Annotated in this window: 22 protein-coding genes; 1 reads left to right on the top strand and 21 read right to left on the bottom strand. The window is 35.7% G+C overall.

Annotation, left to right across the window (positions count from 1 at the left end; genetic code table 11):
* Positions 1–434 precede the first annotated feature (434 nt).
* Positions 435–914, top strand: coding sequence for a hypothetical protein (locus BCR21_RS07180; protein WP_069645803.1), 480 nt, complete (start codon positions 435–437; stop codon positions 912–914).
* 95 nt (positions 915–1,009) lie between these two features.
* On the opposite strand, the gene BCR21_RS07185 is transcribed toward BCR21_RS07180, so the two are convergent.
* The 21 genes from BCR21_RS07185 to BCR21_RS07285 form a co-directional block, all read right to left on the bottom strand.
* A complete protein-coding gene (locus BCR21_RS07185) occupies positions 1,010–2,017 on the bottom strand; it encodes an ABC transporter substrate-binding protein (RefSeq protein ID WP_069645804.1) in 1,008 nt (335 codons plus the stop codon).
* A gap of 39 nt (positions 2,018–2,056) precedes the next feature.
* Positions 2,057–2,821, bottom strand: coding sequence for an ABC transporter ATP-binding protein (locus BCR21_RS07190; RefSeq protein ID WP_069645805.1), 765 nt, complete (start codon positions 2,819–2,821; stop codon positions 2,057–2,059).
* Between the two features lie 2 nt (positions 2,822–2,823).
* On the bottom strand, positions 2,824–3,915 hold the full coding sequence (locus BCR21_RS07195) for a FecCD family ABC transporter permease (RefSeq protein WP_069645806.1): 1,092 nt from the start codon (positions 3,913–3,915) through the stop codon (positions 2,824–2,826).
* A 26-nt stretch (positions 3,916–3,941) separates the two neighbouring features.
* Positions 3,942–4,565, bottom strand: coding sequence for a nitroreductase family protein (locus tag BCR21_RS07200; protein WP_069645807.1), 624 nt, complete (start codon positions 4,563–4,565; stop codon positions 3,942–3,944).
* Positions 4,566–4,780: 215 nt separating this feature from the next.
* On the bottom strand, positions 4,781–5,317 hold the full coding sequence (locus tag BCR21_RS07205; protein WP_069645808.1) for an HdeD family acid-resistance protein: 537 nt from the start codon (positions 5,315–5,317) through the stop codon (positions 4,781–4,783).
* A gap of 482 nt (positions 5,318–5,799) precedes the next feature.
* The gene (locus tag BCR21_RS07210) at positions 5,800–6,438 is read right to left on the bottom strand and encodes a sugar transferase (RefSeq protein ID WP_069645809.1); all 639 of its coding nucleotides are present in this window, start codon (positions 6,436–6,438) and stop codon (positions 5,800–5,802) included.
* 108 nt (positions 6,439–6,546) lie between these two features.
* On the bottom strand, positions 6,547–7,509 hold the full coding sequence (locus tag BCR21_RS07215) for an LCP family glycopolymer transferase (protein WP_069645810.1): 963 nt from the start codon (positions 7,507–7,509) through the stop codon (positions 6,547–6,549).
* 24 nt (positions 7,510–7,533) lie between these two features.
* The gene (locus tag BCR21_RS07220; RefSeq protein WP_069645811.1) at positions 7,534–8,298 is read right to left on the bottom strand and encodes a tyrosine-protein phosphatase; all 765 of its coding nucleotides are present in this window, start codon (positions 8,296–8,298) and stop codon (positions 7,534–7,536) included.
* Between the two features lie 182 nt (positions 8,299–8,480).
* Positions 8,481–9,014, bottom strand: coding sequence for a cell division site-positioning protein MapZ family protein (locus tag BCR21_RS07225; RefSeq protein WP_069645812.1), 534 nt, complete (start codon positions 9,012–9,014; stop codon positions 8,481–8,483).
* Between the two features lie 34 nt (positions 9,015–9,048).
* Complete coding sequence (locus tag BCR21_RS07230) at positions 9,049–10,185, bottom strand: glycosyltransferase family 4 protein (protein WP_069645813.1); 1,137 nt, start codon at positions 10,183–10,185, stop codon at positions 9,049–9,051.
* 80 nt (positions 10,186–10,265) lie between these two features.
* A complete protein-coding gene (locus BCR21_RS07235) occupies positions 10,266–11,486 on the bottom strand; it encodes a lipopolysaccharide biosynthesis protein (RefSeq protein ID WP_069645814.1) in 1,221 nt (406 codons plus the stop codon).
* A gap of 142 nt (positions 11,487–11,628) precedes the next feature.
* A complete protein-coding gene (locus BCR21_RS07240) occupies positions 11,629–12,705 on the bottom strand; it encodes a glycosyltransferase family 2 protein (RefSeq protein WP_069645815.1) in 1,077 nt (358 codons plus the stop codon).
* Between the two features lie 91 nt (positions 12,706–12,796).
* On the bottom strand, positions 12,797–13,882 hold the full coding sequence (locus BCR21_RS07245; RefSeq protein ID WP_069646033.1) for an aminotransferase class I/II-fold pyridoxal phosphate-dependent enzyme: 1,086 nt from the start codon (positions 13,880–13,882) through the stop codon (positions 12,797–12,799).
* Between the two features lie 73 nt (positions 13,883–13,955).
* Entirely contained in the window at positions 13,956–15,224 is a 1,269-nt protein-coding gene (locus BCR21_RS07250) for a hypothetical protein (protein ID WP_069645816.1), read from the bottom strand.
* Between the two features lie 63 nt (positions 15,225–15,287).
* Positions 15,288–16,592, bottom strand: coding sequence for a nucleotide sugar dehydrogenase (locus BCR21_RS07255; protein WP_069645817.1), 1,305 nt, complete (start codon positions 16,590–16,592; stop codon positions 15,288–15,290).
* Between the two features lie 5 nt (positions 16,593–16,597).
* Positions 16,598–17,869, bottom strand: a complete 1,272-nt coding sequence (locus BCR21_RS07260) for a glycosyltransferase family 4 protein (RefSeq protein ID WP_069645818.1) — start codon at positions 17,867–17,869, stop codon at positions 16,598–16,600.
* Complete coding sequence (locus BCR21_RS07265) at positions 17,866–18,585, bottom strand: acetyltransferase (RefSeq protein WP_069645819.1); 720 nt, start codon at positions 18,583–18,585, stop codon at positions 17,866–17,868. The genes BCR21_RS07260 and BCR21_RS07265 overlap by 4 nt, the downstream gene beginning before the upstream one ends.
* A 19-nt stretch (positions 18,586–18,604) precedes the next feature.
* Positions 18,605–20,428 (bottom strand): polysaccharide biosynthesis protein, encoded by a 1,824-nt coding sequence (locus BCR21_RS07270; RefSeq protein WP_069645820.1) that lies wholly within the window; start codon positions 20,426–20,428, stop codon positions 18,605–18,607.
* 15 nt (positions 20,429–20,443) lie between these two features.
* A complete protein-coding gene (locus BCR21_RS07275; protein WP_069645821.1) occupies positions 20,444–21,169 on the bottom strand; it encodes a CpsD/CapB family tyrosine-protein kinase in 726 nt (241 codons plus the stop codon).
* A 56-nt stretch (positions 21,170–21,225) separates the two neighbouring features.
* The gene (locus BCR21_RS07280; protein WP_069645822.1) at positions 21,226–21,975 is read right to left on the bottom strand and encodes a YveK family protein; all 750 of its coding nucleotides are present in this window, start codon (positions 21,973–21,975) and stop codon (positions 21,226–21,228) included.
* A 613-nt stretch (positions 21,976–22,588) separates the two neighbouring features.
* Positions 22,589–23,542, bottom strand: coding sequence for a peptidylprolyl isomerase (locus tag BCR21_RS07285; protein WP_069645823.1), 954 nt, complete (start codon positions 23,540–23,542; stop codon positions 22,589–22,591).
* Between the last annotated feature and the right edge of the window lie 26 nt (positions 23,543–23,568).

The following is a 23,568-nucleotide window of genomic DNA, read 5'->3' on the forward strand; positions in this document are numbered from 1 at the left end:
TCCGCTTATTTTATTCTCATTTAAATTTTTATAAAAAAGCGATTGAAACCTTTACTGTATGATTATTTCAATGTTTTTTTACTAATGTTTATTGGCTAATTATAGACAATTGTTGTTATGCTTTCATCTTATTTTCTCTTCTTTCGATAGTAAATTGTTAACCGAGTTTGTCCTCTACAAAAATCAGCTATTTTTTGTACTAAAATTAATATATACTACTCATATTAGCTTTATTTCAGATAGCTTTTTCAATGATTCATCAGTATTCTCAAGTAATTTACAGATACGTTTTTCATTGTAAGACGACTATCGGATAACTGTTTATAGAAATAATTATGTGTCTAGTGACCGAATAAAACCTCGTGAACAGCAACATGATTTGTTTTTTATAATATTTTTTCAACATTGGTGAATTAAAAATAAGGAGGATATTGATGAAAAATTTAAAAAAATTATTTATCGTTAGTGCAATGCTAGTATTTTTTGGTACGTTCTTTTCTAGCTATGCAACTGCCGAGAAAGCAGAATCACCGCGTTCAGGCGCCTATACTTCAACTACAACATTCTTGTCAAACCTTGATATGAAAATTGAAGATAAAATATATACAGGTAAAATGAATGATCTATCATTAAATGTGGATGCAGAATCATTTACACTAACATTCAAATTAAACAATGAAACTCATGTCTTTAAAGGAAAAATAGACCCAATTAAATCTGCCTTCAAGGCTTGTGACCGTTACTTAATCGATACAATCGATGACCAAAAAGTTGGTACACATATCGTGTTTGACATTTTCCATTATTCTGGTTCTAATTATAGAAGCTTCCAAGCTCATACCAGTACAAATGCTAAAACAATCGCAGGAGCAGATGTAAACTTAAGAACAAGTGGCGCTTTATACAAAAAATAATAATCATTTTCTTTGCCAATGTTGAAAATGACTACAACTAAAAAAGGTGTTCAGAACAAGAATCTATTGTTCTGGACACCTTTTTTAGCATTGACTTATTTTTCTGGATACATTTGATCTGCTAATTTCTCGATTCCATCTAACGATTGATAGCCATAACCAAACATATAATTATAATCGACCGCATAAACTTTTTTATTTTTAATAGCTTTCATACTTGATAATTTTTGATTTTTCAACACAGCATCAATCATTTTTTCACCAGAGATGCCATCTTTCATCGTGCCCCAATCTGCAACGATCAAAACGTCAGGATCCGTTTCAATCAATTTTTCTACGCTGACTTCGCCTTTTTCATCTTTGAAAATATTGTCTAGTTTCACCATTTTGAAAATATCATTGAAAAATGTTTCGTTGTGGGCAGGATAAACATATAATTCTGCTGGATCCGCTGTATGAAGATACGCAAAAGTTTGATCCTCTTTGATTTTAGCTAATTTTTTATCCACCTTTGCTTGGCGTTCTTTCAACTCTGATTTAAATGCATCTGCTTTGTCCGATACGTTAAAAACTTTGCCTAGGTTATCGATATCATCATAAACAGAGTCAAACGTACCGCCTGTTACAGAAGAGTTCAAGACGAAGGTTTTGATCCCCATTTCATTAAGCGTATCAACTGTGCCGATCCCCCAGTCTTGGTTATCAAACAACCCACCGCGTCCGTATGCCAAATCTGGATCAACACTTAACGCCATTTCTTTGCCGATATAGTCCGTCGATAAATGATTCAATTCATTAAACTCTTTTTCGACTGCTTTATCAGGTTCACCAAATACTGCACCCACACCAACTATTTTATCTTTTAAGCCAAGATGCAGTAATAATTCTGCAGCAGGTTGCGTATTTGCTAAGACTTTTTCTGGTACTTTATCAAAAGTTTGTTCTTTCTTTTGCCAACTTTCTGCACCTTCCGCTTTAGAAAAATTTTGAACCGTTACAGGATAGCCTTCACTTTGATTTTTTTCAGCAGCCTTTTGCTCTTTTTGACCGCAACCTGTTACTAACGTTAAACCTAATAAACTAATAATAAGTGCTTTTTTCATTTTTTTCGCTTCCTCTACATATATATTTAAATCTCGTGACTAGTCCAATGAATAGGCAAATCCTAAACGATGAGTCACTGGATTTTGATAAATCGTACATTTAACGCCATAAATCTCTTCGATCAACTCGGCCGTAAATAAGTCCGCGGGTTTGCCTTCAGCAATAATTTTTCCTGCTTTCATCGCATAAATATAATCACAATAATGTGCAGCTAGCTCTAAATCATGAAGGGCCGCTAAAACACCGATTCCAAGATTTTTTACACAGTTCAATATTTCAAGTTGATAACGGATGTCCAAATGATTGGTTGGCTCATCCAAAATCATATAACTAGGTTGTTGCGCAATCGTTCGAGCTAAGATTACTCGTTGTTTTTCACCACCAGATAAGGACAAAAAACTTCGATCAGAATAACTGGTCAAATTTGTCTTAGCCAACGCATCCATCACAATCTCAATGTCTTCTTGTGTATCTGATTCTAATAACTTCTTATGAGGTGTTCGGCCTAATAAAACCATTTGAAAAACGCTTAGATCAAAATTCAGTTCATTAAATTGATTTACTACACCTAACTTTTGAGCCACTTTCTTTTCGGAAACAGCTAAAAGGTCCAACTCATCTAAAAATACACGACCAGCTTGTGGTTTGATTCCTTTATAGATCCCTTTGAGCATCGTTGATTTTCCACAGCCATTGGCTCCGATGATCCCCACAAATTGTTTCTTTTGTGTTTGAAAAGAGATGCTTTTAACAATCGATTCTTGTCCGATCATGATGTCTAAGTCTTTTACAGTTAATTCCATTGTTAGCCTCCGAAATTGTAGCCTTTTTTGACAATAATATAGATAAATAACGGTGCACCGATCACAGACGTGATAATCCCTATCGGCAGTTCAACACTTGGAATTAAGACTCTTGAAAGCAAATCAGCCCAAATCATAAAAAGAGAACCTGATAAAGCTACGATCGGTAGCAAACGTTTATGATCTGACCCAATCAAGCCACGAACGATATGCGGAATGATCAATCCCACAAAACCGATCATGCCAGAATAGGCCACGATCACACCCGTTAAAAGAGCAGCCAAAAGTAAATACAATTGACGATATTTACTCAAAGGAACACCTAACGTCACAGCCGATTCATCGCCTAACAGCATCACATTCAAGATACGATGTTGAAATAAGAAGAAGCTAGTGATCACAATAACAGTGATCGATAAAACGGCCAGCTTATTCCAACTAGCAGAAGCCAAGCTCCCCATCGCCCAAAATGTCACGGTCTTCATCCCTTCCGCATTATTGGCAAGATACACAATAAAACTCGAAATCGAACTGCAAAGAGCGCCGATCACTGAACCCGATAAAACCAATTTAACTGACGTCATCCGACCACCGATCCCTGATAAAACAAGGACTCCAAACGCCGCTGCCATCGCACCGACAAACGCACCAAAAGCCAGTCCAAATTGAGAAAAAATACTCCCTGTACCAAACCCAACCAAAATCGCAAAGGTCGCACCAAGTGAAGCACCCGAAGAAATCCCTAAAATATAAGGATCAGCTAGAGGATTTTGAACAACTGCCTGCATCACAGCACCCGTTATTGCCAAACCCATCCCTACAAAAACAGCTAAGATCACTCTTGGCGTTCGAACGAACCAAATAATATTGACCGCTGAATTACTAGTGATCCCATCAAGCGATCCAAATCTACCACCAGATAGTTTAGTTAAGAGAATCTGAAATACATCTTCCATCGAAATATTCGCTTGCCCATTGATCAAAGAGTAAACGATCGAAAAGAAGATAAGCACCACTAATAATAAAAGAATCAACGGAAAAACATGCTGACTTTTAGTTTTGGTTCTTATATCACTTGCCTTGATTGCTTGCAAAAAAATACGCCTCCTGTGTATCTGAACTACTCATTACTTTCACTCATTTTTTTTAATTTATCAGACAGTTGAGCTGTCCAATGTTCCAACGGCTTTCTGCGACTTGTCGGAATTTTCATTTTTTCATCTATTGCGCTGATATCAAGTAACCCGATAATTTGTCGATCCGCTGCCACTCCAACTGCCTCTTTGAATATTTCGTCAAAGATTACTGGAATCGTACGCCAAGTAACACCAATTTGTTTTGACCAAGCTGCTAATTGAAAGTTTTGGATAAACGCTGAAACGGCGCCAATTGCTTCCAAGTTCAATTTTTCACTTTCATGCTTAGGCGCTGTGACAATCAATGTTAAGGGAACATCCAGAAAATAATCACGGGTTCTTTTTTTAGCTGTTTCTAGATTTTGCTGATCGTAACGTGCCCACGTGTCTAATCGGTCATAGCTTGCCATGACTTTTTCTACGAATAACTGACGGTCTTGTGTCGTCTTGACGATAATGACTTCCCACGGCTCTTCTTTCGAATGATAGGGGGCATAACTGGAACTTGTTAATAGTTCATCTATAACTTCCATAGAGATCGCTTGATCCGATAATGTCCGAATCGTTCGGCGCGCTCTAATGACTTGTTCAATTGAATCAATGTCCATCATTTTTCTCCTATTCTTTTATCATTTTATGCTTGATAGAGCTGTAGAATAAAACTTCACATCCGTTGACAATGAAAATCATTCTCAATTAGAAATTAAGAGTACCATTCCACTATTTTTTTTGCAAGTCTATTTTCTATTTTTACAACAAAAAAGCCGTAGATAAAATCATTCCACATGATTTTATCTACGGCTTAAATTTTATCCATTCACTTTTAATTGATTTTACGCAATTGGAAGTAAGAAACGATTTCGCCAATTCCCATAAAAATCAAAATACCACCAAATAATTGGAAAAGTACTAGCAAACTACTAAATGGATTAAATGTTAAAACCAATCCAGCAATAATCAAAATTACACTGTAAATCAGCATCGGCAACCAGCTAACATTGACATATGTGCGTAAATTGAATGATTGAATAGCACGAGTGACCCCAACAATCACGATCACTAAACCTAGGAAAATCGGTAAAATACTTACGATTCCTTTTGCAAAAACAAGCACGATGCCCGCAATCACTAGTAAAACAATTCCACCAAGAAAACTCATTCCATAAGTTCCAGTTGCTTTTTTGACTTTAAAACCATCATAAAGATTTAATACACCCATAATTGCAATATAAGCAGATATAAAATAGACAGCTAATTGGAATACACTTCTTGGGTTAATCACAACCAACAAGCCAAAAATCATATAAACAATTCCTCGTAACAATGTATACTTCCTTAATTGTTCCATAACGTTATTCATTATTATCCCCTCCATTAATGCTTTACTTGTTTTCTAATTATATTGTATAGAATTTTTTTGAATAAAACGAGTAATATGAATTATTAATTGTTATTTTTATGAATTAAGACCTTTATTGCAATGATATATTGGACTGATTTTTTAAATACTACGTCAAAACAGAATATACTAAATGTATTTTCTATAACAAAAATTCTTTTATTTCAATAGGGGTTGATGGATTTTTTATTCTAATTTTCGTACGTGGTAATAAACTCTACTTTCCTTCCGCAAACCTATTCTCTATTTGTGTCTACTTTATTGACATTTATCCAACAGTGGGAGCAGAAGCAACCTCTATTTATTCTATATTTTCGGACCTTTTCCCATATTTGTGCGATCATTTTTTTGTTTATGATTATTACAATAGTACTCATTTTTTTCATATTATCCGAATTTTAAATAACTAGCATGTCCTTTAGATGTCTCAATCACCGTAATGTTCAGCTTTCTTTTTCGTTTCCTTTAAATTCTTGCATTGTTGCATGACCTTGTGCACTAATACCTTCTCTAGTTATCAGTTTCACAACTGTCAAGCAGATAACTTTTATGTCATGAAAAAAAGACAGATGAGTTACATAATGAACATCTAACTTCAATTTTTCTTCCCAGCTTAATAAGTTACGACCACTAACTTGCGCCAGACCAGTTAATCCCGGCTTCACTAGATGTCTTTTTTGTTGTTCCGTTGTATATAATGGTAAGTATTTTACTAATAAGGGTCTTGGACCTACAAGTGACATATCTCCGATAAAGACATTCCATAGCTCTGGTAACTCATCTAAACTAGTAGTTCTTAAAAATCGACCGAACGGTGTTAAACGTACATCATCAGAAAGTAGTTTCCCTTGATCATCTCTCTTATTGTTCATTGTCCGAAACTTATAGAGCTTAAATATTTCCCCATTTTTCCCTGGACGATCTTGACAAAATAGTACAGGTCTTCCAATTATCACTCCTACTAATAGATAAAGTAACAGAAACAATGGACTAAGCATGATAAGTGTTATTCCTGACAAAACGATATCTATAAGCCGTTTCATAATCAACTGATACCAGTTAAATTTAATTCTTTTTCTCATTCAGCTTTCTCCTTTGCTGTTTTCTTTTTATTGTCCTAGTAGCTGTCTTAACACTTAGGTACAAGCTAGAAAGACTTAACATACATATTTCTAGTAAAATTTTTATCGTTACTGTTGTAAACTTTTTGCAAGTTCTTTTTGAACACGTGAAAGCTCAGCTTCCGGAATGAGCTGATAGGAGCCGCCGTCAATCATCGCTCCTTCACCTTGCATATAGTCTCCCCTAATATTGACGAGTGCAGAGTGATAATTTTGTTCAATATCTCGCATTTCCTCTAGAGTTAAATTAGTCTGCATATTTTCACCTAATACATTCAAAATAGATTGGTACTTGGTCACATTAGAGAGGTTTAATAACTTTTTACTGATCGCTTCCAGTACAATTCGCTGTCGTTCTTGTCGTCCGTAATCGCCTCGAGGGTCTTCTTTTCTCATCCGTGTATATTGTAATGCTTCAAGTCCTCCCATTTTCAACTCGCCTACTGGATAATCAAACTTAGCATAAGTAAATGCGGTTGGGTTCATCACCGTTATTCCACCTAAAACATCAACCAAATCTGACATTCCTTTCATGTTTAGCCAAATATAATAATGGATTGGAATATTTAGGAGATTCTCTGTTGTGTCCATTGCCATCGCCGCACCGCCAAAAGCATACGCATGATTAATTTTATCTGGAAAACCTTTACCACTAATTTCTGTGTATGTATCCCGTGGAACGCTCATAAGTAAGGTTTCTTTTTTCTTCTGATTCACGGTTGCCACCATCATCGTATCTGAACGTCCAATATCCGTCCTGCCAAAATCTCCTGTATCAATCCCCATAATTAAGACAGAAAAAGGTTTACCTGTTACAATATCATCTTTCTTATGATCAAATGATGAGGCGCCCCGCATTTCAATTGGTACATCGTTATGGATGGCATTGGATGTTTTTTTTACATCCCAATAAATTTTTCCAATACAGGCAGCAGCAACAATTACAATAACAAGGAGAAGAAAAAGAAATCCCCACAGAAAGGTCAGCCACCCTTTTCTTTTCTTCCGCTCAGGTTTGTTCTTTTTTTTCATCTCAACTAACTCCTTTTCAGTTTCTTAATTAAATAGCCAAAACTTCTTATGTGAAATAGGTCGATAGCTTGGCATTATTATCGTTTGACCCGCTAAAACATTTTCCGCAGTTGTTTTCCATTCCTGTACTTTTGCTATTCCTTTGGTTCGCTCAATAACCTTATAGGCTTCTCTCAAATAAAAATCTCGCTCTTGTCGACGATGGGCATCTGAAGCAAGCATATGAATCAAGCCATGATCAACCATTTTTTCAGCTGTTGTTTGAATTTGTTTTCCATAAAGCCCTAAAAGACTCGGTGCTGTTACCTGTGTCAATGCACCTAATTCAATAAAGGGAATAAGTTTATTCGGATCTTTAATAAAACCAAGATTGCATTCTGGGTGAACAATAATGGGAATCGTTCCTTTTTTTATTACTTTTTCAATCAGCGTCACCGCATAAAAAGGAACTTCCTGCTTAGGGAATTCTAGTAAAAAATAACGCTTCTTGGGATCGATGAATTGAATTTTATCTGTTTCTATCTGGTGCATCAGCTCCCCTGTCAAACGTACTTCCTGCCCAGCATATAAGGTTAACGGAAGCTTTCGCTTATCTAGTTCTTGCTGTAATTGCTGCACTTTCGGAGCAATGAACATACGTGTATTAGGATACTGTAAAGAATAATGCGGAGTACAAACGATACGCAAGATTCCATCTGCCACTGCTTTTTCTGCCATTTCAAGTGACTCTTCTATTGTTTTAGGACCATCATCTATCCCTGGAAGAATATGGCAATGTAAATCAATCATTTACGTCTCTCCTTTTTATTTACTGAACCAAATTTTGATTATTGCTTGTCAAATGATTGAAAGAGATAACTCTTACTACACATTCGCTTCTATATCTCATAATAATTTCAGCCTCGTTTTAAAGTCTTCCGTTCTTAAAAATTTTTGCTATTATTTAATGTTATCGCTAATACAATCCGTGTTTATTTCGTTAAGAGCACCCATACTTGTTGATAAAAGTCGTCTTTTTCCTGATTGGCTTCTACTACTTTTTTAAGTGTTTTTGTGTTTTCAATAGATGCACCTGATTTTAGTTGCGCATGTTCTGCAATTGTCCCGTCAGTACGAATAGCATCTTGGTATAAATTTGTGAGCGTTGCTAAAATATAGCATTTATCACTTGCTTCCTCTAATACCTTCAACTGCTGTTCTTTTTCCATTTTATTTTCTATCTTATCTACTTCGACTCGTTGTTGGCTCAACTGTCCCATAGTCACATTAGGTTTGAGAAAAATCTGTTCGTCATCCACAAATAAAGAGGCTATCGACGAATCCGACTTCTCTATTGTTTCTTGTACAACCTGAGTAGAAAGAATCTCCTGATTTCTTTTTTTGCTATAAAGAAAACCGATACTAATTGTCATTATCATAACTAGTGCTGATAAGATTACTAAAAGTTTTTTGTAATTGATTTTCTTTGTTTTTTTTCTCCTTACCTCTTTGCGTATATAAGACATCACCAAAAACTCCTTTATATTTATGTAGTATTATTTATGTTTGATTTGTTGCGTTTGTGAGAACAGATTCATAAAGCTCTTTATAACTAGCAGTTACTGTTGACCATGTAAATTGACTAGTCTGCTCTTGTGTATTTGACGATAATCTTTCGTAATTTGCTAAGACTTTTAGTATTTTACTCGCAATATCCAGCTCCGAATGGGGATCTGCTGAATAGCCAACGAGTCCTTCTTCAAAAAAACCATCAATCCCTTGATTTTTAGTATAGATAATTGGTGTATTTTGAAGTAGCGACTCAATATAAAACAAGCCGAAAGTTTCTTGATATGAAACCATCACCGAAATATCTGCTGCTCGGATTTCTTGGATTAATTCAGCTTTGTCCATTCGAGGTATAATTTTGACAAAATCAAACGATTGTAATTGCTTTAACAAATGCTGGTGCGTCTTTTCCTTTTGCACACCACCTATAATGCGATAGTCGATATCAATTCCTTCAGTCATACGTAGATGCTCAAGTGCCTTGCAAACAGTCAGCTGATTTTTATTTTTATCAATCCAAGCGGCAGTCAAAACGACCAGCTTTCCAGCCTCTTTCCGTTTTTTAGGTACAGAAACTCCATCAAAGTAAAATTCATCAATCCCATTAGGTATCACTGTAGATTTTGCTTCCAGCTGCGCTCGAATCCCTTCAGGTACATAGGTATCAAACAAATTTTTTTTTAGTGTTGGCGAAATAAAAATAATTTTAGAGGCATGGAGTAAGATAGTCAGTCCTACTTTTCTTAAATGAAGCATGTATTTGAAAAAAATATTGATATCCGTTCCTCTAACCGCGACAACATAAGGAATTTTTTTTTCTTGGTAAGCTCTATAAGCTAAGTAACCATTAGAGAACAATGTATGGGCATGAATAATGTCTGGCTTCTTATCCTCTAAGTAGGCCATAAAATCATTCTGTGCTTTCTCATGTTTTATATGGAAAAAGTAACGATTCCATTTATCATATACTTGTCTTATATCCACATAGTCATCATAATCTATGCTATCTTGATGAACGTAAGGTACAAATTTATAAACCCGTTGATCCACCCCAGATTGAAATAAATTGTCTACAATTGATTTATAGATAGTATTCGTATGGCCTGAATTCACATGAATCACATTCACGATTGTCACTTCTCTCTTTTTAAAATAGTCGTTGCTATAGTTTTTTTGCTTATCCAGTAATGACGGTGTAGGTTCTTTATTTATGACAAAAGTGTTTTTCTACTAGGTTCTTTTTTGAAAACAACGATTACCAACTGCATGAATAATTTGATAACCGAAGCCAATGAAAAGGCCCAAGCAAACCCTATTAGTCCATTACGGTGACTAAGCACAATCGATAGTACGCCATAAAAAATTAAATAAATCACTTGGATCACCATTTGATAATGGATTGAATATTTTTTTAAAATAAATGGATGTAGTACGCTATAGATCACATTTAACAAAATGCCTATCGTCACAATAGGAAGTAACGGTTTTGCTTCGTGTGCATAATTAGGATACAATATCGTCACTAAATAATTAGATAACGTTATTAAAATAAAGTAACTAGGAATGACAATTCCCAGCATGATAGCATACAAGGTCAATATCTTTTTTCGCGCAAAACCAATTGTTTGGTTTGTTGTATAAGACAAAAGAACGCTTGACATTGGTGTAATCATCATCGTTAAGATTTTCGAAAGTGATGAAGCTGCATAATAAACACCCATACTTGTAGCTCCTAACAACGGTGTAATAACAAATCGATCCAAATAATTCGCGACATTTGCAAACCCATTAGAGGTACTTAATGAAAAAAATTCACGCCACATTTTTGTATCTACTTTTTTTGAGAATGTTGTGAAACATTCAATTAGCAAATTATTTTTAGAACCCCATTGGTAAAGGAGTCCGCCAATTTCTCCTGCTAGAAAAATCCACACCCAACTCGAGGTAAAATAAAAGATTATACCGCCTATGAGATAGCCGCAAACTAAACAAAAATTTAAGCGTAAAACTTTATTGTACGTTAAAGAAATACGATAATCGACCGTTGTATAGGCTCTTAGATTCGCTAATCCAGTAAACAAAACAAACAGACAATTTGTTCCTAATGAAAAGGCAGAACCATAATAAAAACTTAACAGCGCCATAATAACTAGTGAAGCAATCATAGTTAATTGACTCAATAACGAAAAATCTACGTCTTCATGTTGCTTAAGCATTCGAACATTTCCAAGTGTATTTCCCAAAAATAAAATGATCATATTATTCATTCCATAAAGCGCAATGATCTGCCCAAATAGTTCATCAGGTAATTTTCTTGAAAGGTAAGGAAAGACAAGAAGTTGTATCACAGTCATTACAAGCATCACCGAAAGTAAATTAATTAAAATATCTTTCACAATTTCCTTATATCTCATTATCTTTACCAGCATTGACTTTACTCCTCTCGTTCCATTGCTAATCGCTACAAAGTAATCGATCTTTCTTTAACCATTTCTTATTCCTATCTCATAATCTGAATTCTCTTTCAACTAGTCAACTCTTAGAATAGACGACTACTTATACATGTATGTGTTAGTTATTTTTATTAACTGCTTGACCCTTAACATTTATGTAAAACGTTTCTAGTTTGTGCAATAAAGATAATAGCGTATAATTTTTCGTTTTTAAGACAGTAATATATACTTTTTCTTTTGGAGTCAAATAAGTATAGTTCACTTTCTTCAAACAAGTATGGTATGGTTCTGTCTGTAACAATTCATTTAACTGATTTTTATGAGGGGGTTCAGTTGCTATTTTCCAAAAAGAATCATAATAGATATGAATGCCAACTAACCGTTTAATCACTAAGGCCTCATCATAAATACTTGGCTTATCAAATTTTTGATGAAATATTTCAATTTCTCGATACGCCTTTTCAAATTCCTCAATGATTTTCGTATTTGGTCTATTCGTGACACTCTCACTATTTTTTCTGTAATCATGAACTACTGAATCAATAAACATGATTTTTTTTGCATACTCGACGAAATATAAGTTAAAAAGATTGTCTTCCATTCGTGTCAATTGCTCATTAAAGGTCAAATTGTGCTGAATCACTACGGATCGTCGATACAACTTCCCGTGATTTCCTGATGCTAAAAATTGCGGATAATAATCGGTAATCCCTTTAGCATAATGCTGCAACTGTAAACATTGCCGGTCAGCTTCTGTAAATAGCTCATTAGAAGTATGCCAAAATTGGTTTTTAATTTGCTTATCGGGAAAATGGATCATCAGCGAAAATAACAGCAGATCAAGATCTGATTCTTTCTCAATTGCTCTCACCATAGTTTCAACAGCACGACATTCCAACCAATCATCTGCATCGAGAAAACATAAAAATTCCCCTTTTGCTTTTTTAATACCTAAATTTCGAGCACTTGAAACACCGCCATTTTCCTTATGATAAACGACACAATTTTCGTACATCGAAGCAAACTCTTCACAAATTGTTCCAGTTTCATCTTGAAAATTATTGTCATCAATTAGCAATATTTCGAAATAGATTGCATCTGCCGTTTGTTCAATTAAACTGGTAAGGCATTTCAACAAATAAGCTTTGTGTGTTTTGTAAATGGGAACAATGATACTAATTACTGGTGAACACATTATAAAAACCGCCCTTTCTTTAGTTCCCCTATCGCTACTCAAAATAAAGAATAAGAAGTACGGACAATTCTTTATTTATTTTTGTAAAATTTTACTGATTAGCTAAATTTTTTTTAATACTATTCACTACACGTGCCAACTCATTTTTTGTTAATTTCGTATCCGAGGGCAAACATATCCCCGAATTAAATAATGCTTCTGACACTGCACCGCCAACTACTTCATACTCTGCAAAAACTGGCTGTAAATGCATCGGCTTCCAAATCGGTCGTGCTTCAATTCCTTCTCGCTCCAATGCTTCTATTAAAAGGAGTGGCGACTTGCCATCATTAAAATAAAAACAACTTAACCAATAATTGGCATCCGCCCATTCATTCTCAGGCATAAAAGTTATTTCTGAGTAGTCTTGTAACTGTTCTTGATAAAAGGCATAAATTTCCTTTTTCTTTTTGACCCGTTCGGCTAAGACCTTCAACTGACCACGACCAATACCTGCTAGGATATTGCTTAGTCGATAATTATGTCCTACTTCACTATGTTGGTAATGACGAGCTGGATCTCTAGCTTGAGTCGCCCAGAATCGAACTTTTTCCATTCTTTCTTCCTGCTGCCCAACGAGCATCCCGCCGCCGGAAGTTGTAATAATTTTATTGCCATTAAACGAATAGATACCATATTCACCAAATGTTCCAGTTGCTTGCGCTTTGTAATAACTGCCTAAAGATTCTGCAGCATCTTCAATCAATGAAACCTCGTATTCTTGACAAAGTGCGGTAATTTCTTGCATTTTTGCCGGTAATCCATATAAATGGACAACTACAACGGCTTTTGCTTGAGGATATTTTTCCAGTGCTTGTTTTAGCAGGACAGGATCCATATTCCAACTATCCCAATCACTGTCAATAAAAACAGGCGTCGCCCCTTGATAGATGATTGGATTTACGGTTGCTACAAAGGTAAGACTTTGGCAAAGTACAATATCACCATCTGCTACATTTGCAGCTTTCAAGGCCATTTGCAATGCAGCCGTTCCTGATGACAGAGCCACTGCATAATCAGTCCCTACTTCTTTTGCTACTTCTTGTTCAAACTTGTCAACATTTTCACCTAATGGCGCAACCCAGTTTGTATCAAAAGCTTGTTTCACATATTCCTGCTCGTACCCTTCTTTACTCATATGAGGGGACGATAATAAAATTTTCTTTGGCACCACTTTTGCTCCTTTCAAGCATCTAAGATTTCCATGATGATCACATCGAATTGAAGTTCTTTCGGCTATATTCTTGTCCGTCTGCAGATTTACTTAAGTAGAAATAGGCAAATAATATAAACACTAATAATCCATGTGTTACTAAAAATACGGATAAAAAGGCTGTATTCGTCAAATAAATATAGACAAAAATGATGCCAAAAAATTGAGGTTGAATATCCAAACTATTGAGATACGCAAAAAGTAAAACAATAAACAGTACAATCATGATCACTCCAGGCATACCAAAGCCAACATAGCCTTCGGTGATAATCCCTGCATTTGCGTTAATTTCTTTCCCCATCACGGCATCGCCTAAAAAGATAGATAAAGGTGTTCCGTCTAACATATCTTCACTCAAACCTAATCCAAGTGGCGAATGAGAGTAGTACGTATAATTATTTGTAAAATATTCGACATATAAATTATTTAAATATGCAGGGACAAAGAAAACACGCCTTGTAAACATATCGATAATCGTATTATTTTCGGTAAAGTAATAAGCTATGAATCCGAACCAGCTCACAACGGCCATCATCGCAGTCCATATTTTTTGTTTAAATCTGTAATCACCTGCATAAAATAGAAAAACTGCTAATAATCCCATAAAGACACTCTTTACTGCACCACAAAGATAGATAAATAGAATTAAGCCAATGCCTAAAACAACATATTTGTATCTCTTTTGCTCCATTGATTTCACGATAATATACGGGATAAAAATACGAGACAACGGAACAATTAAGTACCCTACGATGGGCACCTTATTTGCTTTAAAAACAGCTCGTGTATCATAAACATCAATAAACAACAAATTTTTTAAATTTATGTACTTAAATGAAGCTAAAAAAATGGGAATAAACATCAAAATCGAAAGAACCACCAGTAAGGTTAAACTGTCCCCCTTAATTCTGTGAGGAACTAACTTTATTTGTCCGATTGAGCCAAGAGGCAGTAAAAGTAAGAGGAGGGAAATACCTATTAAAATTTTAAAATTGCCTTCCGTTGTGTATTGATAATAAATTGATTCTCCGACAAAAAACATGTAAAAAAAGATCCACCAGACTAATGACATAAACGGATTGATGATATTAACACCAAAAATCAAAAAAAAGAAGGTTAAAAAACTAATGATCACTACTTTATTTAACGAGAAAACAGCAGAAAATCCCATATAATCAAACAACGGACAAATGGCATAGCAATAACTGATATTGAATCCGATAATGATAAACACATGTGTCATTACCGTTATACATTTTTTTAACATTTAAGCTGCTCCTCATAACTGGCGATGTATTTCTGTCTCCATAAAATCTAAGCGGGTAATTTATTACAAGTTCCAATAATGGAAATCCTTTTGATTTTCTTTATACAAGCCTTTTACATCAACTAAAATATCTGATGAGGCTGCAAAAAATTGCTGTAGATCTGTTGATTTGAATTGGCAATATGCATCATGACCGACCGCTACAATCAGACAGTCTAAATTCTTTAGTTCTGTTTCAGGTGTTAGCTCAATGCCATATTCTTTAGAAACCTCTGCTTGATCTGCCCAACAATCTGAAACTAAAATTTGTTCTACGCCATAGCTGTGCAAGTGAGTGATAATATCAACTACTTTAGTATTGCGAATATCCGGGCAATTTTCTTTAAACGTCAAGCCTAAAATCCCGATGCGCGCTTTTTTTACAGAACAGTCTTTTTGGATTAACTCTTTTATTGCTACCTCTGCAATAAACTCCCCCATTCCATCATTCACTTTCCGACCAGCTGCAATAATTTGACTATGGTAGCCTAATTTTTCAGCCTCTGAAATGAAATAATAAGGATCCACTCCGATACAATGTCCACCAACCAAGCCAGGATAAAAAGTTAAAGCATTCCATTTCGTAGCCATTGCGGCCAATACGTCACTTGTATCAATACTCATCTTGTCAAAGACCATCGCCAATTCATTCATAAACGCTATATTAATATCACGCTGGCTATTTTCAACTACTTTCGCAGCTTCTGCGACTTTGATTGACGGTGCGCGATGCACGCCTGCGTCGATGACCAATTCGTAAACTTGAGCAATGGTTTCTAAGGTTTCATTATCACAACCAGAAACGATTTTCACAATGGACTCTAGTGTATGAACCTTATCCCCCGGGTTGATTCGTTCAGGAGAATAGCCCACAAAAAAATCTTTTCCACTGATTAAGTGAGACTGAGCTTCCAGAATTGGAATACAAATATCTTCTGTCGCACCTGGATAAACGGTGGATTCAAAAACCAGAATGTCTCCTTTTTTTAGATTGCGGCCTAAAAGCATGCACGCTGATTTGATAGGTTCTAAATCTGGATTTTTATCTACTGTAACAGGTGTTGGCACTGCTACAATATGAAACGAAGCTTTTTTTAGATCTGCTTCATTATTCGTAAAGTGGATTTCTGCTGTAGCAATTTCCTCTGCTCCAACTTCTTTTGTAGGATCGATTCCGCAAAGATATTGAGCTACCTTTTCTTGATTCGTATCAAATCCAATAACCGGTAACTTTTTTGAAAACGCGACGGCCAGCGGCATTCCTACATAACCTAAGCCAATCACGGAAAGTGCGGTTTTTTTCTCAATTAATTCTTGATAGGGTGACATTTCATTTACTCCTGTTCTTTTTTATTTATAACACTTGCTTCTAGATTGATAATTTCCTTTAAGCCTTCCAGCAGCTGTTCATTGGTTTTTTCTCCATTAAAAAATAGCTGATATGCCTTTTTAGCAGCTTCTCTCTCTTGTTCCAATTGGTCAAAATCAGCAACATAGGCTTCAATTGCACGTGCTAATTCAGTTGAATTTTGGTAGTAACAACCGCACTGATGGGCTGTTACAAAGTCTTTCATTTCACCTTGAACAGCTGTTAAAATTGGTAACGAAAAATACAAATATTCACCAAATTTTGTCGGCATATTCAATCGAAAATTCATGCTATTACGATACGGTGCAATCCCTAAAGATGCAGCTTGAAGTAGAGAGAAAACGCCAATTTGCTCTACCCATCCAGGGAAACTAATATTTTTAGGTGCTTCTTGCTTGATCCGTTCTAAATTTTCGCCCTCACCACACAAAACAAATTTAATTCGTTTATTATGAATCAGCTTCTGCGCAGCTTGTATAATGGGTCTAAAATCAAATTGTCGGCCAAAATTCCCTGTAAATGCTACAATAAAATCTTCTGTTTTCAACCCCCACGGTCCCCAATAAGCTTGAAAAACAGTTTGATTATCTTGAAGTTTAGCGTATTCTGGATAGCCCATCCTGACTACTTTATCCTGAACACTCTGTTCACGACTGGCTAAACTCAATCCATAATTTAAAAATCCTTGAGAAAGTGCCACTAATCCCGATGCACCTTGATAAGCACGCCGGACTTTTTTCTCAGCACACCAACAATATAACTCGCCTATTGGCTTAACTAATTTAGGTACTGCCTCTGAAAAAATAGCCGGCCACAAATCTCTAATATCAATGACATAAGGAATCTGCCATTCTCTTAAGCATTCAGCAACTGCACAAACTACTTCCAATGGAGTACTACCAAGAACAACAATATCTGGTCTTTCCTCTTCTTCTTTGATTGCTTTAACAAATTTTTTAGCTGCTTCGCGGTGATATACTATTCTGGCAAGAGACACATTTTTTTGATACCCTGTCACTTTTACCACAGATAATTGAAAATGATCATTTATAGCATAGTTAGCACGCTCTTCCGTCGTTCTTTGAACTTTCTGGTAATGATCAAACGAGACTGAAAATAAGTGTATATCTATCCCTAGTGCTGAAGCATATAGGGCAAAATTTCCCATCCTTCTCAAACGTGTTTTATTTTGTGGAAAAGGCAATGGTTCACCCACATTAAAAATCCAAACTTTCATCGTTTTTCCTCACCCCTTCCAGTATTTGTTTGATTATATGTATGTTTTTCATTTTCCAATGTATCTGGAATTACTGGAGGTTCATTTGATGTGTGGAGTGCTCTTGCTGGTACACCAACTACTTTACTCTTTGCTTTCAGATCACGAATCACAACTGTACCAGCACCTGTAATTACATAATTAGCAATTTGAGTATTCTGAATAACTTGAGTACCCATTCCTAAAGCTGCATAATTATTTATCCCTACATATCCCGCTAATAAACAATTTGGGAATAAGGTATTGTAAGAACCTAGCTGAACATCATGACCGATAGCACATTTTAAATTGATTATATTAAATTTTTGAATCTGAATATCGCCTGTCAATGTCACCTGAGGCATCACAATATTCCCTTCTCCCATCGTCACGTTGAAGCCGATCAAGGCGCTTGGATCTTGAATAGTAGGAAATGACAAATGTAAATTGGTTCGCAATGTCTCTACTAATCTCGCTCGTTGTTCACCGTCTGCAATGGCTAACACTACCGCTAAAGGATATTTTACCTTTTGTAAATAAGATAAATCGCCAACCACAGGTAACCCAACGATTGTTTGTCCTTTTTTTTCTACTGCTTCATCGATGAATCCAATTAGTTGATATTCTTCGATACGACGAACTAAGAACGCGACTTCTTTGCCTAATCCACCAGCACCTACAATTACAATTTTTTCCAATTAATCCCCTCTTTCTACTTTACTGACTTGATAAGTTCGCAAATTCAATCATTTCGTGGATCAATTGATTGCCTTGTAATGCTTGAATACCGACTAAAAAAGTACGGACTTCTGACAATGAAAACCCACAAACATTTCCTATAAAAATTTTTTCAACTACTTGTTCTATTTTCCGTTCTTTGTCTACCAACAATTCTTCGTAGAGCTTCTCACCTGGGCGTATCCCTGTTTCTTGAATAGCTATTTGTTCTGATGTATATCCGCTTAAATGAATCATCTTACGCGCAAGTTCAACAATTTTTACTGGTTCTCCCATATCTAAAATGAACACTTCACCGCCATGAGCCAACGAACCAGATTGCAACACCAGTTTACTCGCTTCTGGAATGGTCATAAAATAACGTGTCATTCGAAAATCCGTCACAGTGATTGCTTCTCCTTGCTCAATTTGTTCTTGAAACATAGGAATTACACTTCCTCTGGAGCCTAATACATTACCAAATCGAACAACAGAAAAACGAGTTTTTCCTTCTTCATATAAGCCTGTCACAATCATTTCTGCAATTCTCTTACTAGCACCCATCACATTGGTAGGATTCACAGCCTTATCCGTTGAAATCATCACAAACGTTTGAACACCATGATGTTTCGCAGCTTCAGCAACATTCAACGTGCCATACACATTATTTCGAAGCGCCTCTTCTGGATTTTTTTCCATCAACGGAACATGTTTATGAGCAGCAGCATGATAAACTAAATCGGGCTGATATTTTTGCATGATTTCAAACATTTGCTCTCGATTTTTAATATCAGCAATCACAGGAATTAAAATAGGTAATGGACTTTCTTTACTGTTGGTACTTAATTCACGTTGAATTTGGTAAACAGAATTTTCTCCATGTCCTAATAAAATTAACTGTTCTGGCTGAAATTTAACCACTTGCCGACAGATCTCAGAGCCGATGGAACCGCCAGCTCCTGTAACTAAAATACACTTATTATGTAACTGTTCTTGCAATCGTTGTGATTCCAACTGTACTTCTTCTCGACCAAGAAGAGCGACAAAGTCAATTTTTTTCATTTTTGAGACCGTCAAATTCCCTCGTGCTACTTCCTCAATTGAAGGCATACTATTGACCTCAACAGGTAAAGTAGCTAATTCATTTAAAAGTTCATTAAGCTGTAATGGGTTTAAAGAAGGAATGGCTAAGGTAATCATCTCCACTTGATGGTCGGAAATAATTTTCGCTAACTCTTTAATCGGTCCAAGCACCTTGACTCCATGAATCCAAACGTGTTGCTTATCTGGGTGGTCATCAATTAATCCCACCACTTTGATATCCGAACTATTCACAGACTGCTCAAAACTATGTAATAATAATTTACCTGCACTTCCCGCTCCGATAATCAATGTTCGCTTAAATTCTCCAGAATAACGCCGAGCATAGGTTTCTTTTTTTTCGACTAAGAAGCGCCAAAGAAGTCGACCACTCATAATTTCAATCATTGAGATCATAAATATCAAAAAAACAAACCGTCGACTATAACTGTATTCTATGTATTCAAAAATTGTGATGCTGACGACAGCTGAAAGAGCAAATACTATCGTGATATCCACTAACTCTTTTAAACTCATATATCGGTTGACTCGAATAAATAAATGAAACGCACAGCCTAAAGCTAAATACAATCCTATTGATAAAAATACAACGGCTTTAAAAAACATAGCATTGATAGATACATAGGGAGAAAGAAATAGGTAAGCAAGTATATTAGCTATTAATATACAGCCTAAATCCATTATGATAAGGATGAGTATTTTGATTTTTCTACTAAAAAACATATTGTTCCTCCTTATCTAATAACGATATTGATAATAATAATAGTCGCCCTCTTTAGCATGCCCACCATTATAAACAGCACCTAAAATATTGGCATCGGCTAAATCCAGTAATTGTTTGGTTCTTTTAACCGCTCGTTTTTCAGAAATTTGTTCACGTACAACGATTAAAGTGCCGTCCACTTTTTTAGAAACGATTAACGCATCCGTCACCATCAGTACTGGCGGTATATCATAAATCACAAAATCATATTCTTCTCGAAATTTTGCAATCAGCTTACTCATTTTGTTTGAGTTAAGTAATTCAGTTGGATTACTCGGAATAAAACCACTACACAGAATCGATAAATTTTCAACTTCTGGCAGCGTGTTAATCACCTGTTCTTCATTTAACTTTGGTGTTGTTAACAGATTAGTTAATCCTGGGTTTTTACTAAGTCCAAAGGTCTGATTAACTTTTGGTTTACGCAGATCCGTATCCACCAATAACGTTTTAAAACCAGCTTTAGCCATGATTACTGCTAAATTAGAGCTCGTTGTCGTTTTTCCCTCTCCTTTTAAAGAAGACGTGATGACAATATCTTTAATCGCAGCTTTTTCACAGAGCGTTTCCAAGTTTGTCCCTAACGTACGGTATTGTTCCGTATACGGTGAAAAATTATCATGATAGGTTACCAAGTTGACGATTTTAGGATTTTGACTAATTCGTTTTTCAAATTTTTCAATTTTTGTTTTTCTAACCATCTATGTTCTCCTTATATAAAAAATGAGGCCATTCAGTCAATTATTTAATTGGTCGATCATTTTCTTGTTTTTGCTGTCCGTTTGCTCTTTCCCTCTAGTGAGTTGAAACCTCGACTAACGTCCATTTCCGCAATTTGCGCCAAAACTAATAAATCCATAGACTCAATATCTAGTTCTGATTTCACTGTATCATCCAAAAATTCAATCACTATTGCGAGAACTGTACCAAAAATGAGTCCTAAAAGTAGACCAATGACTAGATACATTTTACTATTTGGCGAGCTTGGATTTGTATCTGGCGTTGCTTCTGCGATCACCATTAACTTATCAACTCCCATGACCTCATCGGCTTTTTCTTTAAATACCTCTGCAGTTAAATTAGCTACCTCAGCTGCAACATAAGGACTATCAGCTTCGGCTTTTAACGTTAGTAGCTGAGAATTCGATGTGTTGTTCAAGACCACCATATTACTTAGTTCTTTTTCAGACAAAGTATTCATTGTTGTGTCCTGCAATCGTTGATGCACTTCATGGGATATCAAATTTCCTTTTTTTGCAAAATCTTTATAGGTATTGATAAACATTAAATTGACATTAATATCATTTACCGTTAGCTCCTCACCCTCTTCTGTTGCAGGTAACTTTACTAACATCTGAGCAGCACTCTTATATGTCGGAGTAACTATAAAAAAAGTGTATACTGCCGCAATACTCGTAAAAACAAACATTGAAACCAGAACAATCCAAATATTTTTTTTTACGGTAACGACAAGTGAATATAAATCAATTTCTTTAACTTCTTTCATCATTTCCTCCTGTTGATTACTTCCAAACTGACGTTATCATTTTCCACTAATGTTGTGACGGTAGTTCCTCAAATGGTTGAATCCCTTGGCTGTAGCATTTGAATAACGTAATACTGAGTTTGATTCATTACGCTATCTTTTACACCCCTGGTAAAACAGCTGAACGCTCATCTTTTTTCATCTCAAAAGCAGTTAGCTTAATATTTTCTGTTTAAGAGTCAAAAGACAAAATCCCTTCAGCATCCGCACCAAGTGACTTTTTAACGCATCAAATTTTTGAATAGCGCTTGGACATTTACATTTTTGTATGATTGTTTACTCTAGTAGAATTTAAGCTTTTTTAGTTTATCCACCTCATTTTCTAGACGAACGAGTAACGTGCCAAACATGAATAAAATTACAGTAAATTCTTAGAAAACTCTATTTTCTTACACTGAGTTTTACCGATATGTCCCATACCAGATAAGTATAGGTAAAAAGAGCTAGCTTTTTTTTATGAATAGTTTCTTTTCACACGACATATTTTACTAGAATACTTTTTAGGTCATCTTAAAAGGACTGCGTACTGGTTTGATTTTCAAAAGTCAGTTGTTTCAAGTTAACTTTTTATCCCTTATTTTTCCGCATCCGTCTCACTTGTTTCTGTTCCTTTTTTTGTATACGCATCTAGTAGATGAGTCCACGCCGGCTCCTTGATTTGAATGTCGGCTTTTTTCAGTTCGCTAGAAAGCACTTCTGAACGAAACACAGGGTCTTGTATCTGTGTCGTACGAATTAGTTCATCCAATGCCTCTTTATGCTTTGTCCACTCTTCCCCACGATCCGCATTTTTGATCATTTTAATTACATAATATTCTTCTTGATACCCCGTGTTTGTTAAGAGGCGCCCAGAAAGAATGCCTGATGTTTCGCCATCTTTTAATTTAAACGCTTCTGCTGCAACAGATGTGGGCAACTCGGTGGTGCCTGAGTTAAACGACAGCTTTCCATCTGCAGCTTTTGTAACTTCATTTGTCGAAAATTCTTGGACTAATGACGTAAAATCTTTCTTTTCTTTGACTTGTGCGTCTACTTTTTCTGCGTCTTCTTTTGTGTTTACTTGAATAACCTGAGCCTCTACCGTTGGGTAAAAATCCTTCCAAGCCTCTTGTTCTTCTTTCTCTGTAATCGTGACTTGTGCCTTTAACAACTCTTGCAAGACTAATTCTGAACGAACCTCTTTCCGCAAGCCTTCTTCTGTCAACCCATTTTGCGCTAAAATAGCAGGGAACTCGTCACCATATTGTTGCTTGGTTTTATCAAATGCTTCTTGGACCATCGGATCAGTTACCTTTTTGCCATATTCAGCTTCGGCCAGTTTATCGATAATCATCGCAGTCACTTGTTGTTTCATCGAAGCAGTCTCTTTGATATTGCTGTAAATTTCTTCTGATGTGATATCTCCTTGCTTCATTGTAATGACTGTCTCCTCACGATTCGATTCATATTTCCCATAAGAATATCCTCCTAATCCTCCTATTACTAACGTCGCGACTAAAATCACGATACTCCAATTCTTGTTTTCCATTTCCTTTTCCTCTTTTCTATGTACTT

The sequence above is a fragment of the Enterococcus ureasiticus genome, from assembly GCF_001730285.1.
GTDB classification, from domain to species: Bacteria; Bacillota; Bacilli; order Lactobacillales; family Enterococcaceae; genus Enterococcus_L; species Enterococcus_L ureasiticus.